Below are 19,576 nucleotides of genomic sequence, written 5' to 3' on the forward strand. Positions count from 1 at the left end.
ACATGACAACACTTCTTGTGGCCGAATACGCCGGTGGCGAACTGAGCGATGCCACGGCAAAGGCCCTGACGGCTGCCGTCGCTCTTGGTGCCGACGTTCACGTGCTGGTCGCCGGCAAGGGCGTTCAGGGCGTTGCGGATGCCGCGTCCAAGCTTTCCGGCATCGCCAAGGTTCTGCTTGCTGAAAGCGATGCGCTGGAGCACCAGCTGGCCGAGCCGACCGCCGATCTGATCGTCGGCCTCGCAGGCGATTATGACGCGATCGTTGCCCCGGCAACCGCCAACGGCAAGAACACCCTGCCGCGCGTCGCAGCCCTTCTGGACGTGATGCAGATCTCCGACGTGACGGCTGTTGTCGACGCGGATACTTTCGAGCGTCCGATCTACGCTGGCAACGCGATCCAGACCGTGAAATCCGGCGATCCCAAGAAGGTGATCACCGTGCGGACCTCCACGTTCGCGGCAGCGGAAGCAGGCGGTTCTGCCGCTGTTGAAACCGTTGCGGGAACGGACGGTTCGGGTCTTTCGGAATTCGTCGGCGAGGAGCTTTCCAAGTCCGACCGCCCGGAACTGACGTCTGCCAAGATCATCATTTCCGGTGGCCGCGCGCTCGGTTCTTCCGAGAAGTTCCAGGAAGTCATCATGCCGGTGGCCGATGCTCTCGGCGCGGCGGTTGGCGCATCGCGCGCCGCCGTCGATGCGGGCTACGCCCCGAACGACTGGCAGGTCGGCCAGACCGGCAAGGTGGTTGCTCCGGATCTCTACATTGCCTGCGGCATTTCCGGTGCCATCCAGCACCTTGCCGGCATGAAGGATTCCAAGGTGATCGTCGCGATCAACAAGGACGAGGAAGCTCCGATCTTCCAGGTCGCGGACTATGGCCTCGTGGCGGATCTCTTCGACGTGCTGCCGGAATTGAAGGCTGCCGTCGAGTAAGACCTGCGGCAAATTGATCACGGACCCCGGAGCGAATGACAGTTTTCGCTCCGGGGTTCTTGCTGTTCGGCGCAAGACTTGCCAAAAATAGCCGCAACCCGTCCAATCGGGATGTTTTCTAAAGATCGGATTTTCAGGATGGCAGTCGAAATCAAGAAAGTCGGCGTAATCGGCGCTGGTCAGATGGGCAGCGGTATTGCGCATGTGTGTGCACTTGCGGGCTTCGACGTGGGATTGAGCGATCTCTCCATGGAACGGATCGAATCCGGCCTGGCTTCGATCAACGGCAACCTGGCGCGCCAGGTGTCCAAGTCCATGATCACCGAGGAAGAGCGCAACGCTGCGCTGGATCGCATCAAGGCAGCCGAAGATCTCGATCTTCTGCGTGATGCAGACCTGGTGATTGAATCCGCCGTCGAGAACGAGCAGGTCAAACGCAAGATCTTTTCGCAGCTTTGCCCGATCCTGAAGCCCGAAGCGATCCTGGCGACCAACACTTCGTCGATCTCGATCACGCGTCTTGCCGCTTCGACAGATCGTCCGGAACGCTTTATCGGCATCCACTTCATGAACCCGGTTCCGGTCATGGAACTGGTCGAGCTGGTGCGCGGCATAGCCACGGAAGACGAGACTTTCGAAGCCTCGAAAGGGTTCTGCGTCCGTCTCGGCAAGCAGATTGCCGTCGCAGAGGATTTCCCGGCCTTCATGGTCAACCGTATCCTTCTGCCGATGATCAACGAAGCAATCTACACGCTCTATGAAGGCGTTGGTTCTGTTGATTCCATCGACAAGGCCATGCGTCTCGGGGCCAACCATCCGATGGGGCCGCTGCAGCTTGCGGATTTCATCGGCCTCGATACCTGCCTGTCGATCATGCAGGTGCTTTACGAAGGTCTGGCGGACACCAAGTATCGTCCGTGCCCGCTGCTCGTGAAATATGTTGAAGCAGGCTGGCTCGGCCGCAAGACCCAACGCGGTTTCTATGATTACCGCGGCGAGCACCCGGTTCCGACCCGGTAATCGGTTCGCCAGCCACCGCAGAAGCCCGGTAACGATGAACCTAGCCCGCTATTGCCTGACCAGCGCCGCCCCGGACCCGGGCAAGACGGCGCTGGAACTGGTTGGGGCCGGTGGCGCCCTTCTGGAAACATGGAGCTATGGCTCGCTGACGCGGGCTGTTCTTTCGGTTGCCGCGGGTTTGCGCGCCACGGATCTTTCGCCCGGTGACCGTATCCTTCTCAGGATCGGTCACTCCAGTGATTTTCCGCTGGCGTTCTTCGGGGCGATTGCGGGTGGTTTCGTGCCGATCCCGACGTCTTCCCAACTTACTGCATCCGAAGCTGACGCGATCCTGGCCGATAGCGGCGCGCGGATGGTGCTGCACGACGGACATACTGTGCTGCCGAACGCGGGCAGTGCGACGTTGCTGGGTCCAGAGGCCTTGGTCGAACTGAAGCAGGCAGAGCCGGGAGACTTTGCGGAGACCCACGCTGACGACCCGGCTTTTCTTGTCTATACGTCCGGTACCAGCGGCACGCCGAAGGGCGTCCTGCATGCGCAGCGCGCCGCCAGTGCGCGCCGGCCCATGTATTCCGGCTGGTATGGCATCGGCGCTTCCGACCGGCTGCTTCATGCCGGAGCGTTCAACTGGACCTATACGCTGGGTGCCGGCTTGATGGACCCCTGGGCCAATGGCGCGACCAGTGTTGTTTATGACGGGCCTCGAGACCCGAACCTCTGGCCGGACCTGATGACAGACACAAGGGCGACGCTGTTTGCGGCCGTGCCCAGTCTCTACCGGCGTATCCTGAAGTATGGCGCTGTTACGCCCGCCTCCTTTCCCGACCTTCGCCACGGCCTGACGGCCGGAGAAGCGCTTCCGGCAAGTCTTTATCGGGAGTGGAGGGAACGCACCGGCCGGGAACTTTATGAAGCGCTCGGCATGAGCGAGATCTCCACCTATCTCTCCAGCAGCCCCGGCGTTCCGGTAAAGCCGGGTTCCCCGGGCAAACCTCAGGAAGGCCGGAAGGTTTCCATTCTCAGCGAGTTGGATGACACGCCGGTGCCGGTGGCCGGAACGGAGACAGGGCTTCTGGCTGTTCACAGGGATGAACCCGGCCTGATGCTGGGATATTGGAACCGTGCCGAGGAAACGGCGGCCGCATTCAGGGGCGACTGGTTCCTGACCGGCGACAGGGCGCGTACGGATGAAGACGGCTATTTCTGGTACGAAGGCCGTGCTGACGATCTGATGAACGCGTTCGGCTACAGGGTCGCTCCGGAAGAGGTGGAGCGGGTGCTGGCAGCTGACCCGCAGGTGCAGGAAGTGGCCGTGACGGCGGTGCCTGCGCGCGAAGGTGTCAGCCTGATAACGGCCTTCGTGGTGCCGGCCCTCCCCGGAAAGCTGGATGCAGACCGTCTTGCCGCTCATGCGGCAGAAAACCTGGCGGAATACAAGCGTCCCAAGGTTTACAAGGTGCTGGAACAGTTGCCACGCACACCGTCCGGCAAGGTCCGGCGCAGTGTCTTGCGGGAGGGGCACTGACATTCGTTAACACCTGATTAAGGGTAGGGGGTTAGGGTGGCCACAACCTCAGGAGTTAATGATGGACAGCGTTGGCATTGCCACGACATTCGTTGCGCAGACCCAGGCACAGACAGCCCAGACGCTTCAGACAGAGATGATGAAGATGGCCGCCCAGCAGGACGCCAATCTGGTGGCGCTGCTGCAGCAAGGGGCTGACAATCTTCAGGCTCAACAGGCCACACCACCTCCCGGTCTCGGCGGACGGGTTGACGTCAGCGCCTGATCCCGTTCCTTTGCAGTTTTGTTAACGGCCCGTGCGGATTTGCCCCGCACGGGCCGTTTTCGTTGCTCCGCCGGGTGTCTTTTTTCGGGTAAAGCCTGAAAAACGCCTCTCGAAAGATGCTTCTGAAAGTTCCCGTCTTTCAGATGCTTATCCATAATTACGTAAAGTTTTAAGAAAAATATTCTGATCAATTCAGTATTTGAGTCAGCAACTCTGACAGTTGTTTTGGAAATTTACCTTTGAATTCAGGTATTTCATACAAGATGAAGTTTGAAATCGTATCCAAGGATTGGAACGACCATGCCTGAAGCAATAGGATATGGAGCATCCCAGGCGTATCAGCCGAACCAGGCCAACACGCGTGCGGGCCAGGTTGCAGAACAAGCCGAAGCGTTCAAGACCAAACGCTCCGAAGCTGCAGCCGTGATTGCGCAACGCCAGGCGAGTTTCAGCACGAACCGGGCAGAATTCCTGAGCCGGCAAGCTGAGCAACTGGAAAATCGCGCGGAAACGCGTCGGCTGGAAGATGGTGTCGGATTACAGGTCAACATCCTGGCCTGATGTGGCGCATCTTCCGGATAAGCCGACTGGAAGCGTAAGACGAACGAACAAAAGCCGAGTTGCCCGATTGCAAGGATGACGGGTGACTAACGGCTGCGGACAAGCCTCATCACCACGGCGAAGGAGTAACCCATCATGCCGAGTGCTATCGACAGTTCCTCTTCCTCGGCCGCCTATAGCGCTGCAAGTGTTCGCAGCGAACTTGCTGCCAATGCGGTAAGGGACCAGAACCAGCAGGAACGCCAGGTTGCCGAGCGGCTGGAGCAGGCCCAGGCGACCCAGGAAGAAGACCGGCGCGAGTCGCGCCGCATTCCAGGTCTGGGCAACGCGGTCGACATCAGCGTCTGATCCGGCGGAGGGTCACCTCCACCGGCTTCGAAAGGTCTGATGATCTTGATATTTCTGGCGGCAGCCGGACGTCAGGCGTCCGGGGCCGCCATTGCGTTTTTAATAAGCGCCTTGGCCTCGCCGGAGGCCCATTCGGCAGGGCCGTACATGGTGCCGATCTCGCAGCCCTTCGGGCTAACCAGAATGGTTGTCGGCAAACCGGTTGCCCGCGCAACCTTGCGCAGGTCCTTCAGAAGATCGTTCGAACTGTCCTGATAGAAGGTGAGATTGCCGACGCCGATCTCGTTCAAAAAGTCTTTCGGCTTTTCCGGTCCGCCCCGGTCGAGATTGACCGCAACCACCTCGAAATTGTCGTCTCCCATCTCCGCCTGCAGCTCGTCCAGCGCCGGCATTTCCTTGCGGCACGGGGCGCACCATGTTGCCCAGAGATTGAGGAGCACTGTCTTGCCGCCGAAGTCCGACAGCGCCATCTGCTGGTCGTCGGGCCCCTTGAAGGTCAGGTGCTGAAGGTCCAGCGGCGCGCTTGCCGGAAGGAAGGCGGCCACTTCTCCAGTGGCAAATGGCTTGGCCGCCGCCGCAAAATCGAGCGCAGCCGAACAGCTTTGCGCACCGGCGATGTTGCCATTCGGTCCAGCGATCACGTATAGAGCCGCTACGGCGGCCACTGCACCCGCAAGCCCGGCGGCAACAATGCCGCGTCTGTTGGTTTTCGCTGGTTCGGTTGGCTTTGTCATTCGTTCACACCCCGCAAGGGGGCGCCTTCTAAGGGACAGGACATGAGCAATCGCATGTGGGGAGGCCGGTTCGCTGAGGGACCGGACGCCATCATGGAGGAGATCAACGCCTCCATCGACTTCGACCGGAAGCTATATAAGCAGGACATCGACGGCTCGAAAGCCCATGTGCGCATGCTCGCGGAAAAAGACATTGTGACGCGGGACGATGCCGACAAGATCGTTCAAGGTCTAGACACAATCCTGTCAGAGATCGAAAGCGGCAAATTCAAGTTTTCCCGCGCGCTTGAAGACATCCACATGAACATCGAGGCGCGCCTCGCTGAGCTGATCGGCCCGGCTGCCGGACGCCTGCACACGGCGCGCTCACGCAATGACCAGGTGGCGACCGATTTCCGCCTGTGGGTGCGCGACACGCTCGATACACTCGACGACCAGCTGGGTGAGCTGATGCAGGCCCTGGCGGAAAAGGCGGAAACCCATGCTGCCGACGTCATGCCCGGGTTCACGCACCTGCAGTCGGCCCAGCCGGTGACCTTCGGACACCACATGCTGGCCTACGTTGAAATGTTCGGCCGCGACCGGGGCCGTGTACGCGATGCGCGCAAGCGCATGAACGAATGCCCGCTTGGTGCCGCGGCGCTAGCCGGCACGTCCTTCCCGATCGACCGGCACATGACCGCCAAGGCACTCGGTTTCGACCGTCCGTCTGCCAATTCGCTCGATGCCGTTTCCGACCGTGATTTCGTCATCGAGGCGCTGGCGACGGCATCTCTCACAGCCATGCATCTGTCGCGCCTTGCCGAGGAAATCGTCATCTGGTGTTCGGCGCAGTTCGGCTTCGTGAAACTGTCGGACAAGTTTTCGACCGGTTCGTCGATCATGCCGCAGAAAAAGAACCCGGATGCGGCGGAACTTGTGCGTGCCAAGTCGGGCCGCATCTACGGTTCACTGCAAGCGCTTCTGGTGATGATGAAGGGCCTGCCGCTCGCCTATTCCAAGGATATGCAGGAAGACAAGGAGCAGGCTTTCGACGGCCTGGCCAGCGTTTCCCTGGCTCTTGCGGCCATGACCGGCATGATCCGCGATCTGGAGCCTGTCACCAAGGCGCTGAAGAAGGCCGCAGGCTCTGGCTATTCGACTGCAACGGACCTCGCCGACTGGCTGGTTCGCGTTCTCGGTCTGCCGTTCCGCGACGCCCACCACGTGACCGGGCGCATCGTGGCGATTGCCGTCGAGAAGGGCATCGAACTGCACAAGGTTTCGCTGGAAGAGATGCAGGCGGTGGAGCCGAAGATCACCAACGAGATCTTCCAGGTGCTCTCCGTCGACAAATCCGTACGCAGCCGAACCAGCTATGGCGGCACGTCGCCGGTAAACGTGCGCAAGCAGGCACGCCGCTGGCTGAAAGAGCTGGCCAAGGCCTGATGGCCCATTGAAGGTCGGCTTTCCCCGCAACACACGGCGCGAACTGGTCTTGCCGAACGCGCCGTGTCATGCGAGGAGAAGGACCGGTATGTGACTTTGTAAGAACTCCCGTGTCCGCCCGGACGCGGGGCAGTCGATCCAAAAAGGCATGATGGTGATGACAATGCGGTTCAAAACCCTGGCTCTGGTCGGTCTTTGCCTGAGCGTGACCCTGGCAGGGTGTGGCCGCAAGGGCGGGCTGGAAAACCCGGGAGCGCCTGTGCAGCAGGCGGACGCCGCGGTTGATCCCGCTGTGGCAGCACCGGTTCAGCCGGAAGCGCCGCAAAGCGACAAGCCCTTTTTCCTGGATTTCATGATCCGATAAACCATGCGCGCAGCGGCAGAGCCGGCTGCGCATCGGAGCAAGCCGGCTCTGCCAAGGCAACCGATACGCTCCATCGTTTCAATGCCGATCAGCTTCCGCACGGTCTGGTAACACCGACCGGCCCTGAACCTGATCCAGCCGCATGAGGGCCGTCCCTTGCATCACTTCGATTACAAGAATGGCGAGCTGTTTGCCGAAGACGTGGCGATCGAGACGATCGCGCGTGAAGTAGGTACGCCGTTCTACTGCTATTCCACGGCAACGCTCACTCGTCACTACCAGGTGTTTGCCGCCGCATTCAGCGATATCCCGTCGCTGGTCTGCTATGCGATGAAGGCAAACTCCAACCAGGCGGTCCTGAAGACGCTTGCACAGCTGGGCGCCGGCATGGACGTTGTGTCGGAAGGCGAATTGCGCCGTGCACGGGCTGCGGGCGTTCCCGCGTCGAAGATCGTCTTTTCCGGGGTCGGCAAGACCGAGGCCGAACAAGCCTATGCGCTTCAGGAAGACATCTTGTGCTTCAACGTGGAGTCCGAGCCCGAGTTGCGCCAGCTGTCACGGGTCGCCACTGCAATGGGCAAGACCGCTCGGGTGTCCATGCGCATCAACCCGGACGTCGATGCCAAGACCCATGCCAAGATTGCGACCGGCAAGGCCGAGAACAAGTTTGGTATTCCCTGGCAGCGTGCACGTGACGTTTATGCCGAGGCAGCGGCTCTGCCCGGTATCAAGGTCACCGGCATCGACATGCACATCGGCTCGCAGATCACGGAGCTGGAGCCTTTCGACAACGCATTTGCGCGTCTGGGCGAACTGATCACGGATCTGCGCTCGCAAGGCCACACGATCGACCATGTCGATCTCGGTGGCGGGCTGGGCATCCCCTATATCACCGACAACAATCCGCCGCCGCATCCGGACGCTTATGCCCAGGTGGTCAAGAAGCATGTGCGCGAACTGGACTGCATGGTCATGTTCGAGCCGGGCCGCATGATTGCCGGCAACGCCGGCATCCTGGTCACCGAAGTCGTCTATGTGAAGGAAGGCGCCGACAAGAATTTCGTTATTGTCGATGCCGCCATGAACGACCTGATCCGTCCGACGCTTTACGAGGCCTATCACGAGGTTCGCCCGGTGCGCGAACCGGGGAAAGAAACAGACCGAATCAAGGCCGATATCGTCGGTCCGGTGTGCGAAACCGGTGATTTTCTGGCCCAGAACCGGGATATGCCCAGGGTAGAAGCCGGGGAAATGCTGGCGGTCTATTCGGCCGGCGCCTATGGCGCAGTCCAGTCCTGCACTTACAATTCGCGGCTTCTGGTGCCCGAAGTGCTCGTAAATGCAGACCAATTTGCCGTTATCCGGCCCCGGACCAGCTACGAAGACCTGCTCGGTCTGGACCGGATTCCGGACTGGCTCAAGGGTTCGTGAACAGATCGGCTGACAATTAGTTGAACCGACAGGTTGCCGGACAGCCCGCTATGCCTCACCTTATTGTATGGTGGGCAGGTCCAGCGGGCTGCGTTTCCGGAGAAACGGGCAGTTCGGGGGGCAAAACCGGAGGTGCCATTGAGCCCGAGCGACAGCGATCCCGATCAAGAACGGCAGATTTCTTCCGAGACCTACGGCTGGCGGGCCTTGATCCGATCCCGGCTGGACAGCCTGGTGCGCCAAAGCCGCCGTGCCTTGTTCATCGAACGCCTGTGGCGTGCTTTGCTTCCGGTGCTGGTGGTACTCGGCCTGTTTGTCGGGGTGTCCTGGCTTGGTCTGTGGCTGGTTCTTCCTGCCTGGGCAGGCCCGCTCGGACTTCTCGTATTCGCTGCCGCCACCGTTTGGGCGGCGCGGGATCTCTTCCACCTTGCCTGGCCGACGCGCGAGGATGCGCTCTCCCGGGTCGAGAAATCCTCAGGCCGTACCCACCGTCCCCTGACAACGCTTGAAGACGAATTGTCGGTTGGTGCGAGCGATCGCGAAAGCCAGGCCATCTGGGCCCTGCATCAGCGCCGCACAGCCGAAGCAGTCGCCGCGATCCGTTCGAAAGCGCCGGATCCGCAGGCCTTCCGACGCGATCCCTGGGCGCTTCGCGTCCTGGCCGCCAGTGTGCTCCTGATCGGGTTTTCGACAGCAAGTGGCGATCACTTCGGCCGGCTGGTTTCGGCCTTTCAGAACCCGTTCAAGACAGTGGAACCGCCCAGCCGTCTCGATGCCTGGGTCACGCCGCCGCTCTATACCAGCGAGCCACCGATTTACCTGACGGGCGAAAGCGCCCAGTTGCGCGACCCGGGTGCGCCGATCTCCGTGCCGGAAGGGTCGATACTTGTGGTCCGCACGCAAGGCGCACGTGATCTCAAGATGACCTACGCCCGTGCGGAAGACACCGAGCCCCAGGTGATCGAACCTGAACTTGGGACAGAGACGGAAGATCCGGATCTGAAGACGCTTTTGCCGGTTGAACGCAGGCTCGAGCTGGAAACCACCGGCATCGTCGAACTGCTCAACGGCGAAGAGCCGATGCTGAGCTACGTCTTCGCGGTGAAGCCGGACGATGCACCGGACATCCGGTTGACGGACGATCCTGAAGAACAGCTCAGCGGTGCGCTCAAGTTTTCCTATCTTGTGAATGACGACTATGGCGTTGTGGCCGCCGAGGCTCGCATCGCGCCCCTGCCTGATCCGGACAACAACAACCGGGCTCCGCGCCCGCTTGTGGAGGCACCCCAGTTCCCGCTTTCACTCCCGCCGCGCGCCGGCACAGCCAAGACGGCGGAAACCATCCGGGACCTGACGTCGCATCCCTGGGCCGGTTCTGAAGTCAATCTGTCGCTGCTGGCACGTGACCAGGCCGGTCAGGAAGGGCAATCGCCCGCGTACCGCATCACGCTGCCCCAGAGACGCTTCGGCAAGCCTCTGGCCCGCGCTGTCGTCGAACAGCGCCGTAATCTTGCGCTTGATGCCGAAAGCCAGAGCGAGGTCATCATAGCGTTCGACGCCCTGATGCTGGCGCCGGAAATGTTCGACTTCAAGCCGCGCAACTATCTGGGCATGCGCTTTGCCTACGGCTCTCTGGTGAACGCGAGGACCGACGAAGACCTGAAGGCCCTGTTGCCGCTTTTGTGGGACCTGGCCCTGTCGATCGAGGATGGTGACCTTTCCGCAGCCGAACGCAAGCTGCGTGATGCCCAGGAGGCCCTGCGCAAGGCGCTGGAAGAAGGGGCGAGCGACGAGGAAATCGCCAAGCTGACCCAGCAACTGCGGGAAGCCCTGAACGAATACATGCAGGCACTGGCCGAGCAGATGCGCCAGAACCCGCAGGCCATGCAGCCTTTCGACGGCAACCAGCAGACGCTCAGCGAACAGGACCTGAGCGAAATGCTGGACCGGATCGAGGAACTGGCGCGTACCGGCTCCCGTGATGCCGCGCGCGAGCTGCTGGCACAGATGCAGCAGATGCTGGAAAACCTCCAGGCCGGTCGACCGCAGATGATGCCCAACAGCATGTCCAGCGAAATGATGGAGATGCTCAACCAGCTGGGTGAAATGATCCAGCGGCAACAGCAGCTGATGGATGAAACCCACAAGTTCAACCAGGATCAGCAACAGCAGCGTCGCGGTCAACAGCAGCAACCCGGTCAGCAACAAGAGGGCCAGGGACAACAGCTGACCCAGGAGCAACTGGAACAGATGCTTCAGCAGCTTCAGGAGGGCCAGGGGGACCTGGCGCAGCGGCTGCAGGAACTCATGGACCAGCTGAGCCAGAACGGCATGGGCCAGAACCAGGCGCTGGGTGAAGCCGGCGAGTCCATGGGCGAGGCTCAGCAGTCCCTGGGGGATGGACAGGGTCAGCAGGCGCTCGGCGAGCAGGGCGATGCCCTGGATGCCCTTCGGCGCGGCGCTCAGGGCCTGACGGAGCAGATGATGGGTCAGGGCGAAGGCCCGGGATCGCCCAACGGCGCGTCGCCGATGGACGAAGACCCTCTTGGCCGTCCGCGGCGCACCGAGGGCCCGGACTTCAACAACCGGGTGCGCATCCCTGACGAAATCGATGTTCAGCGGGCGCGCCGGATCCTGGAAGAGCTCCGCCGCCGCTTCTCCGATCCTTCCCGGCCGCAGCTGGAACTCGATTATCTGGAACGGCTCCTGAAGCGGTACTAGGCCCGTTTCTGACAAAGGTTCATGACCCCGCTTCGGCGGGGTCAGTTGTTTTTGACGGTGATGTTTGTGTTTGTGGTCCATCCTTCGAGACGCGCACACGTGCGCTCCTCAGGATGAGGTTGTGTTCTTGGGGTGAGGCCTTTTGTAAGCCCCGCGGAGAGCCCAGCCACATTCAGATATCTCTTTGCCGCAAGATCACCCTCATCCTGAGGAAGCGCGAAGCGCTGTCTCGAAGGATGGCCGCTTGCTCAATTCTCTGTGTTCTGAAGGAATATGGTGACTACCGGCGTGATCAGCCCAAACAAAAACCCCGCCGAAGCGGGGTCTTGGGTTTCGGAATTGCGGCGGCAGACCTTACGCGTAGCGGCGGGTCTCGCTTGGCAGATCGCCGGAAATGGCGTTGCGCACGGCCTTGCGGATATCGGCCAGCGAAAACGGCTTGGTGACCACGTCATGGACCAGGGATTCCAGGCCATTGGCCCGTTCACGCTGGTCGGCAAAGCCGGTCATGAGGAGGATCGGCAGCCGTGGATAGTCGCGCGCCGTATGCAGAGCCAGGGCGATGCCGTCCATGACGGGCATCTTGATGTCGGACAGCAGCAGGTCGAAGCTGCCCTTCTCGCGGGTCAGAACCTCGACGGCTTCGCCGCCATCCTCGGCCGCTTCAACGGAATGACCGTCAAGCTCCAGGGCACGCTTTACGAAGCTGCGGACAGCTTCATCGTCTTCAGTAAGAAGAATGCGAGCCATGCTCACTCTCCTGTGTTGCCGTCAGCCGCTCCGTCGTCCGGGGCGACAACGTATCCAATATAGGGCAACTGCCGCCAAGCGTGGCCCATATCCATACCATATCCGACGACAAACTTATCAGGACAGGCAAAACCGACATAATCGGCAGATATGGCAGCTTTACGGCGCTCGGGTTTATCCAGCAGAGCTGCGATCTTCACCGAGTGTGCGCCCCTGTTCAGCAGCCGCTCCCGCGCGAAGGCGAGCGTGCGACCGGATTCCAGGATATCATCCACTAAAATAATATCGCGCTCGTTAACGTCACTTTCAACATCGCGCAAAATCCGGATGGTGTCGGAGCCTTCAGTCCCGGCGCCATAAGAGGACAGGTGCATGAACTCCATTTCCGGCTGCAGCCCTGCCCGGTGCATTGCCCGCACAAGGTCGGCCGCAAAAATGAAGCTGCCTTTCAGAACCGCGACAACCAAAAGATTTTGCGGTTTGCCTTCGGCGATTTCCTCTGCGAGCGCGCCAACACGTTGGGCAATGGCGTCTTCATCGAACAGAGTATGAATATCTGATGTCATGGTCACTCTAGAACTACCTGGCGTTGGCCGCGTTCAACAAACCGGACCTGGATATCGGACGCGGTTTTCGGAGGGTCGGCTAATATCGTCCTGAACCTGGTTTCGTCCAGTGCGTTTAGCGATTTTGTTCTGGGCTCGACAGTCCAGGCATAAACTTCCTGCATGTCCGCACCGCGGATCGAGAGGCGCACGGCGGGCACCGAGTTCAGTTCATCAAGCAGGTTGCGGATCGACCCCTCGACCACGAGAACCTTCTTGCCGTCCTCGACCTCGGTGAAGGTGCGCAGGTTGCGGAATTCAAGCCCGCGCAGATTGACTTCAAACCCGATCATCCGGAACAGGCTTGCCAGGTCAGGAGACTGTTTGACGAGCGAGTCTCGCATGAGGACAAACAAAACACAGGCCGCAACCGCGACGCCGAACAGGGCAACACCGCCAATGCGCCGATAATTTCGCCGCAGGATCCAGTTGAGGATCGCGCCGATCTGGTCTCGCCGGAACTTGTTCGGATTGACGATGATCTTCGGCCGCTTGGCCATGGATTCGATGTCGGCCTTGTTTTCAGACTCACCGGTCCTGGCGTCTTCCTTCAGATCCGCAGCGAATTTTGCCTCGTCGCTGGCCGTACGGGCGGCTGCGGGTTCGGGAGCGACGGCTGCTTCGGGTTCGTCGTCCTCGTCATCCGCTTCCGCGTCGAACGTTTCTTCTTCCGCGTCGGCTGCCCAATCGGCTTCGTCCTGTGCGGGATCTTCTTCAACGGAAGGAGGTGCAATTTCGTCGTCGTTCTTTGCGCTGAACGCAACATCGCCTTCTTCGTCATCGTCGGGCGAAACGAACCAGCGGTTGCCGCACTTGGCGCATTTGACGCTACGCCCTTCCGGGCCAAGCGCCTCTACCTTAATCTCGTAGGACGTACTGCAGTCCGGACATTTGATCTTCATGTGCGAAGACCTTTCGCCATGGCATGCTCTAGCGGTTCACTTTGGAACCGGGGGGTCGAAATCCGGCACGAAATATTGGACAAGGGCCAAGCAAATCCTATGACGGGCTTTCAGGTCCTTAATGGACCTTTATATGATTAATGCACCGTTAACGGCCAGGCTATAGCGTTCGGGCCATCAACAGGAGTAATTTTGTGATCCGCTTCGAAAATGTCGGATTGAGATACGGAATGGGATCGGAAATCCTGCGCGACCTGACTTTTCAGATCGAGCCGCAGTCGTTTCAATTCCTGACCGGTCCCTCGGGCGCAGGCAAGACCAGCCTGATCCGGCTCCTGTTCATGTCCCTGCGCCCGACCCGAGGCCTGATAAAGGTTTTCAACCGCGACCTGAGCGTGATCGACAAGCAGGAATTGCCGAAGCTCCGGCGCAAGATCGGCGTGGTGTTTCAGGATTTTCGCCTGCTGGACCATCTGACAACCTATGAAAACGTGGCGCTGCCACTGCGCGTGGTGGGAAAGGACGAATCCGAATACCGCTCCGATGTGATTGATCTGTTGAAATGGGTCGGACTTGGAGATCGCATGCATGTGCTGCCGCCGGTGCTGTCGGGTGGGGAAAAGCAGCGTGCGGCCATTGCGCGGGCGCTGATCACCCGGCCGGAGGTGCTGCTCGCGGACGAGCCGACCGGTAACGTGGATCCGCCACTTGCACGTCGTCTGTTGCGCCTTTTCATCGAATTGAACAAACTCGGCACCTCTGTCGTCATCGCGACCCACGATATCGCGCTGCTGGAACAGGTGGACGCCCGGCGCATGGTGCTTGCCGACGGGCGCCTCTCAATTTTCGATTAGGCGGCATGATGGCTCAGTCCGACGACACAGACAAAAAACAGGCAAGCGCCGCCAGTGTTCGCCCGCCCAAGCGAGCCGAACGACCGAAGCGTGGCCGAAAGCCGGCGCGCAAGGCCGCCCCCAGGCCGAAGAACGAAGCACCCCAGGGGGACGATGCCAAGTTGCGCCCCTCCGCGGCGATCGTTCCGCCACAGGCAGTCGCCGGGCGGGCTCTCACGCTGGTGGTGGCCATCATGAGCTTTCTGGCCTGTCTGACGGTCGGTGCAGTGTCGGTGGTGTGGGATGCAGCCGATGCGTGGCAGAACGATCTGGTGCGTGAGATTACCATTCAGATCCGCCCGGCTGAAGGCGTCGACATGCTGCGGGAGATCGACAAGGCCGTTGCGCTTGCGCAGGAGTTTCCGGGCATCGATTCCGTACGGGCCCTGTCAGATGCCGAAACCAAGTCATTGCTGGAGCCCTGGCTGGGCGAAGGCCTTCAGCTTGACGGCCTGCCGGTGCCGCGGCTCATTCAGATCACGGTCGGGGATCCGGAGCTTCTGAACCTGTCGCAGTTGCGCTCGATGGTCTCGCAGAACGTGACGGGCGCGAGTGTCGACGATCATTCCGTCTGGACGTCTCGTCTGTCGGCCATGGCAGGCGCGGTGGTTCTGGGCGGCTTTGCGATCATGGTGCTTGTGCTCGGCTCGATGGTCTTGAGCGTCGTCTTTGCGACCCAGGCAGCCATGGCCGGCAACAAGGACGTCGTCTCCGTTCTGCATTTCGTTGGAGCGGAGGACGGTTTCATCGCTCGTGAATTCCAGCGCCACTTCCTGATGCTGGGCCTGAAGGGCGGTGTTTCCGGCGGTGTTGCGGCCATCCTGGCCTTTCTGACGGTTGACATGCTGACCCGGCAGAGCTCCGGCCAGGCGGGGTCGGACCAGATGTCGGCTCTCTTCGGCGGCATCTCCGTCAGCCTGCCCGGCTACCTCGGTGTATTCGGTGTGGTGTTCCTCGTCGCGATCCTGACAGCCCTGACTTCTGGCCTCGCCGTCAAGGCCCATTTGGCAAAAGTGGATTGATTTTATCGCACAATGCCGTGAAATTGGCCGAATCACTTATCATAGTCGCGCCATGACCCATGCTGACACAGTGTTAGACCCCGTTCTGGACGACGGTTCTTCCGTCGTTGGCGATCGGCGTGTGTCCGTTTCAAAGGACAAGGGCACAGCGCGCAGGAACGCCACAAGCGGCGATGCGCGCAAGAAACGCTTCGGTCTCAGGATCCTTTTCGTTGCCGTCATCACGGCTCTTGTTGCGGGAACCGTCGGGCAGTTTGCCATGTTCGCGCAGAAGGTTGCCAATGCCAGAGTGCCGGCTTCCGCAAATGCGGATGCCATTGTCGTGCTGACGGGCGGGCATGCCCGCGTCAACGAGGCAATCCGTCTCCTGGAAGAAGGCCGTGCCAACCGGTTGCTGATTTCGGGCGTTCATCCCGGCACCACGCGTGAACAGCTCGCCGCAGTTACAGCGTCCAGCATGCCGCTGGAAAAAAACAGCGTCGATCTTGACCGGGTCGCGCTCAATACAGCGGGCAATGCAGTGGAAACAGCCAACTGGGTCAAGAAGAACGGGTTCTCGTCCCTCCTGGTCGTGACCAGTGCCTACCATCTGCCGCGTGCCAAGGTAGAACTTGCCGGTGCCCTGCCGAATGTCGCCCTGATTGCCTATCCGGTCTTTTCCAAGGACCTGAAGCTGGACAGCTGGTACAGGGAACCGGCAACGATGCGGCTTCTCATGCGCGAATATGTGAAGTATATCCTCGCCCGACTTCGGATTACCGTGCAGGGTGTGCGCTGACAGCTGTCGGACCACGGCCGAGCGGTGGCTTCACCCACGACCAGTCTTTATGGTGCCATGGTTTTTCTGCGCTCTACCCTTTTCCAGATCCTGTTCTATCTCGTCACGTTCGTGCTGATGATCCTGTTCGCGCCAGTCATGCTGCTGCCGCGGCGCTGGGGCTGGTGGGTGGTGCCGACCTGGTCACGGGTGTTGCAGCTGCTGATGCGTGTCTTTGCGGGCATCAAGGTGGAAGTCCGGGGACGGGAAAACCTGCCTGACGGCGGTTTCATCGCCGCCATGAAGCACCAGTCCGCCTGGGAGACAGTGGCGCTGATCCCCCTCTTCAGAAGCCCGACCTTCATCCTGAAGCGCGAGCTGCGCTGGATACCGATTTTCGGCTGGTACACAGCCAAGTTCAAGCAGATCCCGATCAACCGGGGCAAGCGGTCTGAAGCGCTGGCGGCAATGATGCTGGCCGCCAAGGAGGCGATTGCCGAGAAACGCCAGATCCTGATCTTCCCGGAAGGCACCCGCCGACCGGCCGGGGCAGAGCCGAAATACAAGTTCGGTATCGCGCATCTCTACCGCGACCTGAAATGCCCGGTTGTCCCGATAGCTCACAACGCCGGCCTCTATTGGCCTCGCGCCTCGTGGAAGGTCTATCCGGGCACGGTGATTGTCGAGATTCTGCCGCCGATCGAGCCGGGCCTGGCGCCCAACGCCTTTTACGAAAGAATGGTCACGGATATCGAGACGGCCAGCGATCGGCTGATCGAGGAAGCCCGCACGGCCCGCAAGCCCTCGCCGGTGCTCGAAGAAGTCGACACGCGCCGCAAGGCACAGCCGGTCTGAAAAAAAAGACCGCCCCAATGCGTTGAGACGGTCTTTCAGTTTGAGCGGGTCCAGGCGATATCATCGCCTGAACCTGTCTTCAGGCTGCCTTATTGTGCTGTCTTGCCGGCTTCGGTCGTCTGCAGGCGCATCAGGCCCAGATGCAGCACACCACCCAGAACCGCACCGATGACCCAGCCGTAGCCGGAGAGTTCCGACAGGGCCGGAACCCAAACGGTTGCCACCGAGAACAGTGCGGCGATGGCAAAGGCAAAGATCGCCTTCATGTTCCAGCCGTTGTTGTAGTGGTAGCGGGCGTCCGGATCGGAGGAAAACAGCGCTTCGACATCGATGTTCTGCTTGCGAACCAAATAGTAGTCCGCGACCAGAATGCCGTAGAGCGGTGCCAGGAAGGCGCCAAGCGTATCGACGAATGCGGCAATGCCGATGTTCGAGATGACCGACACCCATAGCGCGCCGATGAAGAAGGCAATGATAGCGGTGATGATGCCGCCGGTCCTGGCCGAGATCTTTTCCGGGTTGAGGTTGGCAATGTCATAGGCCGGCGGAATGAAGTTTGCCACCAGGTTGATGCCGACCGTTGCCGCAAAGAAGGTGACGGCAGCAATCAGCGTCAGCAGGACGTTGTCGACACGGTCGACAATATCAGCAGGGTTCACCAGTTTTTCTCCGAACAGCACAACGGTGCCTGCCGTCACGAACAGGGCGATGAAGGAGAAGAAGGCCATGGAAACCGGCAGGCCCCAGAAGTTGCCGCGCTTCATGGCGCGTTCATCCGACACGAAGCGGGAAAAGTCGCCGAAGTTGATCACGACGGCGGCGAAATAGGCGATCATCGTGCCGACCACCGCGACAAAGGCCGCAACAGGACCGCGCGGGTCGGTTGCTTCGCTGCCTTCGAAGATGGTGCCGAGAGCCGAGAAGATGCCGTTGCCGGCCTTCCACCAGATCACCAGGCACAGCGCGATCATGACGATGTAGACGAACGGACCTGCCCAGTTCAGGAATTTGCCGACCCAGTCGATGCCTTTCATGAACAGGGCAACCTGGAAGACGCAGACGATGAGATAGGAAATCCAGCCGACCGTTGTCATGCCGAGGAATTCCGCGCCACCCTCAGTGCCGAGCAGCGTGTTGAACAGCAAGGCAACCGCCGTGGAGGCGAAGTAGGTCTGCACGCCATACCAGAAGATGGCGACGATGCCGCGTACCAGCGCCGGGAAACGGGCGCCGTAGACGCCCATCGAGGCGCGTGCGATCACCGGATAGGGCACGCCGTGCTTTACCGACGGGCGGCCGGTGAGATTGACCAGCACCATGACGAAGAAACCGGCCAGCACGATTGCCGCGAAAACCATCCAGCCGTTGAGGCCATAGGTGATGAACAGCGATGCGGCCAGCGTGTAGCCGAACAGGCTCTGGATATCGTTGTTCCAGACGTTGAAGATTTCGAAGGCGCCCCACTTGCGCTCCGAAGCCGGGATCGGCGCCAGGTCCTCGTTGTAGAGGCCTCCGTCTCGCGGACCCGATTTGCCAGATAAATTCGCCATAGTCTCCTCCATGTGGCCGCATCCCCGGCGGCTTCGGTGTTTTTCCGGACATTCGCAGGTCTTCTTGCGTTCTCCCGGACGCAGGAAGCTCTTGGCTGTGCATTGCAAAAAGTTTGTGCTTGCATCTAACATTTTACAAAGCATGTTAGGTAACAGACTATACGGAATTTCAAGCAGGTCCTTTCGGCTTTGCTTGGAAATGCCAGTGGCGACAACCTGCGATCATCCGGACCGGATCGACGGAGCTGCAATGAAGGACGCAAACAAGGGTGAATTGCTGAACGACAAGGCTTTTCAGGCGCTTGTCGAAGCCTTGCGCAGCGGTTCGCTGCGCAATGGCCAGTTCCTGTCGATGTCCCAGCTTGTCGACCAGCTGGACTATCCGATCGCGCCCGTGCGCGAAGCCGTCAAATACGCCAGCTCGCAGGGGTTCCTGACGACAGTGCCCAAACGCGGCCTGCAGGTGATGGAAGCTAGCCCGGACAACATTCGCGAATGTCTGGACGTGCGTCTGGTGCTGGACCAGGAAGGTGCGCGCCGGCGGATATCACAGGGAAATCTGGAGGGCCTCGACGCCTTGCGCCGGCGTCACGAGACCATGCGCGACGAGGTGCGGACGGGGCCTGCGGCCAGCCTGCCACCCAAGGCGATCGAGGTGGACCTGTCCCTGCACACATACCTTGGTGAAGGACTTGGAAATTCGCTGCTGTCGGCTGCCTATGCCGCAAACCGCATCCGGATCGCCGTCATCCAGCACGCGCGGCCGTTTCTTGCCGATCGGATCGCCTCGGCGATGGACGAGCATCTGGCGGTCATCGAGGCGCTGGAAACCGGGAACGAGGCCGCTGCGGTGCGAGCCTTGAAATATCATTGCGAGCAGACATTGCGCTGGTGGGGTGTTCCCTGAGCG

20 protein-coding genes are annotated in these 19,576 nt (G+C 60.6%); 15 read left to right on the forward strand and 5 right to left on the reverse strand.

Going from position 1 to position 19,576, the window contains the following annotated elements; genetic code table 11:
• Positions 1 to 2: 2 nt before the first annotated feature.
• From HCG46_RS21165 to HCG46_RS21190, 6 genes are all read left to right on the forward strand, one after another.
• Positions 3 to 935 carry an FAD-binding protein gene (locus tag HCG46_RS21165; RefSeq protein WP_168687306.1) on the forward strand — a complete coding sequence of 311 codons (933 nt, stop codon included), beginning with the start codon at positions 3 to 5 and terminating at the stop codon, positions 933 to 935.
• Between the two features lie 138 nt (positions 936 to 1,073).
• Positions 1,074 to 1,955 (forward strand): 3-hydroxybutyryl-CoA dehydrogenase, encoded by an 882-nt coding sequence (locus HCG46_RS21170; protein ID WP_023002521.1) that lies wholly within the window; start codon positions 1,074 to 1,076, stop codon positions 1,953 to 1,955.
• A gap of 34 nt (positions 1,956 to 1,989) precedes the next feature.
• Entirely contained in the window at positions 1,990 to 3,480 is a 1,491-nt protein-coding gene (locus tag HCG46_RS21175; RefSeq protein WP_168687307.1) for an AMP-binding protein, read from the forward strand.
• Positions 3,481 to 3,541: 61 nt separating this feature from the next.
• Entirely contained in the window at positions 3,542 to 3,745 is a 204-nt protein-coding gene (locus HCG46_RS21180; RefSeq protein ID WP_031270014.1) for a hypothetical protein, read from the forward strand.
• Positions 3,746 to 4,045: 300 nt separating this feature from the next.
• Positions 4,046 to 4,306 carry a hypothetical protein gene (locus HCG46_RS21185; RefSeq protein ID WP_023002524.1) on the forward strand — a complete coding sequence of 87 codons (261 nt, stop codon included), beginning with the start codon at positions 4,046 to 4,048 and terminating at the stop codon, positions 4,304 to 4,306.
• A gap of 135 nt (positions 4,307 to 4,441) precedes the next feature.
• Positions 4,442 to 4,654, forward strand: a complete 213-nt coding sequence (locus HCG46_RS21190) for a hypothetical protein (protein WP_055660176.1) — start codon at positions 4,442 to 4,444, stop codon at positions 4,652 to 4,654.
• 71 nt (positions 4,655 to 4,725) lie between these two features.
• Here HCG46_RS21190 and HCG46_RS21195 read toward each other — a convergent pair whose 3' ends face one another.
• Entirely contained in the window at positions 4,726 to 5,388 is a 663-nt protein-coding gene (locus HCG46_RS21195) for a TlpA disulfide reductase family protein (RefSeq protein WP_152505082.1), read from the reverse strand.
• A 42-nt stretch (positions 5,389 to 5,430) separates the two neighbouring features.
• Between HCG46_RS21195 and argH the strand changes: the two genes are divergently transcribed.
• The 4 genes from argH to HCG46_RS21215 all read left to right on the forward strand — a co-directional run bounded on the left by argH (position 5,431) and on the right by HCG46_RS21215 (position 11,332).
• Positions 5,431 to 6,816 (forward strand): argininosuccinate lyase, encoded by a 1,386-nt coding sequence (gene argH / locus HCG46_RS21200; protein WP_023002527.1) that lies wholly within the window; start codon positions 5,431 to 5,433, stop codon positions 6,814 to 6,816.
• Between the two features lie 163 nt (positions 6,817 to 6,979).
• Positions 6,980 to 7,180 carry a lipoprotein gene (locus tag HCG46_RS21205; RefSeq protein WP_145903830.1) on the forward strand — a complete coding sequence of 67 codons (201 nt, stop codon included), beginning with the start codon at positions 6,980 to 6,982 and terminating at the stop codon, positions 7,178 to 7,180.
• A gap of 156 nt (positions 7,181 to 7,336) precedes the next feature.
• Entirely contained in the window at positions 7,337 to 8,611 is a 1,275-nt protein-coding gene (gene lysA, locus HCG46_RS21210) for a diaminopimelate decarboxylase (protein ID WP_077291392.1), read from the forward strand.
• A 138-nt stretch (positions 8,612 to 8,749) separates the two neighbouring features.
• Positions 8,750 to 11,332: a TIGR02302 family protein gene (locus tag HCG46_RS21215; RefSeq protein WP_209009567.1), complete on the forward strand. Its 2,583-nt coding sequence runs from the start codon at positions 8,750 to 8,752 to the stop codon at positions 11,330 to 11,332.
• Positions 11,333 to 11,686: 354 nt separating this feature from the next.
• Here the strand turns inward: HCG46_RS21215 and HCG46_RS21220 are convergent, their stop codons facing one another.
• Genes HCG46_RS21220 through HCG46_RS21230 form a run of 3 tightly spaced genes read right to left on the reverse strand, consistent with a single transcriptional unit; the run spans position 11,687 to position 13,589 of the window.
• Entirely contained in the window at positions 11,687 to 12,082 is a 396-nt protein-coding gene (locus HCG46_RS21220) for a response regulator (protein ID WP_023002531.1), read from the reverse strand.
• Between the two features lie 2 nt (positions 12,083 to 12,084).
• Entirely contained in the window at positions 12,085 to 12,648 is a 564-nt protein-coding gene (hpt, locus tag HCG46_RS21225) for a hypoxanthine phosphoribosyltransferase (protein WP_035907880.1), read from the reverse strand.
• 2 nt (positions 12,649 to 12,650) lie between these two features.
• Positions 12,651 to 13,589, reverse strand: a complete 939-nt coding sequence (locus HCG46_RS21230; RefSeq protein WP_168687308.1) for a zinc-ribbon domain-containing protein — start codon at positions 13,587 to 13,589, stop codon at positions 12,651 to 12,653.
• Positions 13,590 to 13,783: 194 nt separating this feature from the next.
• Between HCG46_RS21230 and ftsE the strand changes: the two genes are divergently transcribed.
• From ftsE to HCG46_RS21250, 4 genes are read left to right on the forward strand one after another with little or no spacing between them, the layout of a single operon-like run.
• Entirely contained in the window at positions 13,784 to 14,443 is a 660-nt protein-coding gene (gene ftsE / locus HCG46_RS21235) for a cell division ATP-binding protein FtsE (protein WP_031270017.1), read from the forward strand.
• A gap of 8 nt (positions 14,444 to 14,451) precedes the next feature.
• Positions 14,452 to 15,504, forward strand: a complete 1,053-nt coding sequence (locus HCG46_RS21240) for an ABC transporter permease (protein ID WP_031270020.1) — start codon at positions 14,452 to 14,454, stop codon at positions 15,502 to 15,504.
• A 52-nt stretch (positions 15,505 to 15,556) separates the two neighbouring features.
• Complete coding sequence (locus HCG46_RS21245; protein ID WP_023002536.1) at positions 15,557 to 16,282, forward strand: YdcF family protein; 726 nt, start codon at positions 15,557 to 15,559, stop codon at positions 16,280 to 16,282.
• A gap of 24 nt (positions 16,283 to 16,306) precedes the next feature.
• Positions 16,307 to 17,116, forward strand: coding sequence for a 1-acyl-sn-glycerol-3-phosphate acyltransferase (locus HCG46_RS21250; protein WP_209009568.1), 810 nt, complete (start codon positions 16,307 to 16,309; stop codon positions 17,114 to 17,116).
• An 89-nt stretch (positions 17,117 to 17,205) separates the two neighbouring features.
• On the opposite strand, the gene HCG46_RS21255 is transcribed toward HCG46_RS21250, so the two are convergent.
• Positions 17,206 to 18,666, reverse strand: coding sequence for an NCS1 family nucleobase:cation symporter-1 (locus HCG46_RS21255; RefSeq protein WP_168687309.1), 1,461 nt, complete (start codon positions 18,664 to 18,666; stop codon positions 17,206 to 17,208).
• 199 nt (positions 18,667 to 18,865) lie between these two features.
• Here HCG46_RS21255 and HCG46_RS21260 point away from each other — a divergent pair, with 199 nt between their 5' ends.
• Complete coding sequence (locus HCG46_RS21260) at positions 18,866 to 19,573, forward strand: GntR family transcriptional regulator (RefSeq protein ID WP_286185471.1); 708 nt, start codon at positions 18,866 to 18,868, stop codon at positions 19,571 to 19,573.
• The last annotated feature ends 3 nt before the right edge of the window (positions 19,574 to 19,576 follow it).

The sequence above is a fragment of the Labrenzia sp. PO1 genome (assembly GCF_012273635.1).
Classification (GTDB): domain Bacteria; phylum Pseudomonadota; class Alphaproteobacteria; order Rhizobiales; family Stappiaceae; genus Roseibium; species Roseibium algicola.

What these genes read in the sequence shown, in the direction of transcription:
- HCG46_RS21170 (WP_023002521.1), top strand. Translation starts at nt 1,074, where the DNA reads ATGGCAGTCGAAATCAAGAAAGTCGGCGTAATCGGCGCTGGTCAGATG.
- HCG46_RS21230 (WP_168687308.1), bottom strand. Translation starts at nt 13,589, where the DNA reads ATGAAGATCAAATGTCCGGACTGCAGTACGTCCTACGAGATTAAGGTA.
- HCG46_RS21205 (WP_145903830.1), top strand. Translation starts at nt 6,980, where the DNA reads ATGCGGTTCAAAACCCTGGCTCTGGTCGGTCTTTGCCTGAGCGTGACC.
- HCG46_RS21220 (WP_023002531.1), bottom strand. Translation starts at nt 12,082, where the DNA reads ATGGCTCGCATTCTTCTTACTGAAGACGATGAAGCTGTCCGCAGCTTC.
- HCG46_RS21255 (WP_168687309.1), bottom strand. Translation starts at nt 18,666, where the DNA reads ATGGCGAATTTATCTGGCAAATCGGGTCCGCGAGACGGAGGCCTCTAC.
- HCG46_RS21190 (WP_055660176.1), top strand. Translation starts at nt 4,442, where the DNA reads ATGCCGAGTGCTATCGACAGTTCCTCTTCCTCGGCCGCCTATAGCGCT.
- HCG46_RS21175 (WP_168687307.1), top strand. Translation starts at nt 1,990, where the DNA reads ATGAACCTAGCCCGCTATTGCCTGACCAGCGCCGCCCCGGACCCGGGC.
- argH (WP_023002527.1), top strand. Translation starts at nt 5,431, where the DNA reads ATGAGCAATCGCATGTGGGGAGGCCGGTTCGCTGAGGGACCGGACGCC.
- HCG46_RS21195 (WP_152505082.1), bottom strand. Translation starts at nt 5,388, where the DNA reads ATGACAAAGCCAACCGAACCAGCGAAAACCAACAGACGCGGCATTGTT.
- HCG46_RS21245 (WP_023002536.1), top strand. Translation starts at nt 15,557, where the DNA reads ATGACCCATGCTGACACAGTGTTAGACCCCGTTCTGGACGACGGTTCT.
- HCG46_RS21185 (WP_023002524.1), top strand. Translation starts at nt 4,046, where the DNA reads ATGCCTGAAGCAATAGGATATGGAGCATCCCAGGCGTATCAGCCGAAC.
- HCG46_RS21180 (WP_031270014.1), top strand. Translation starts at nt 3,542, where the DNA reads ATGGACAGCGTTGGCATTGCCACGACATTCGTTGCGCAGACCCAGGCA.
- HCG46_RS21260 (WP_286185471.1), top strand. Translation starts at nt 18,866, where the DNA reads ATGCCAGTGGCGACAACCTGCGATCATCCGGACCGGATCGACGGAGCT.
- HCG46_RS21165 (WP_168687306.1), top strand. Translation starts at nt 3, where the DNA reads ATGACAACACTTCTTGTGGCCGAATACGCCGGTGGCGAACTGAGCGAT.
- HCG46_RS21240 (WP_031270020.1), top strand. Translation starts at nt 14,452, where the DNA reads ATGGCTCAGTCCGACGACACAGACAAAAAACAGGCAAGCGCCGCCAGT.
- hpt (WP_035907880.1), bottom strand. Translation starts at nt 12,648, where the DNA reads ATGACATCAGATATTCATACTCTGTTCGATGAAGACGCCATTGCCCAA.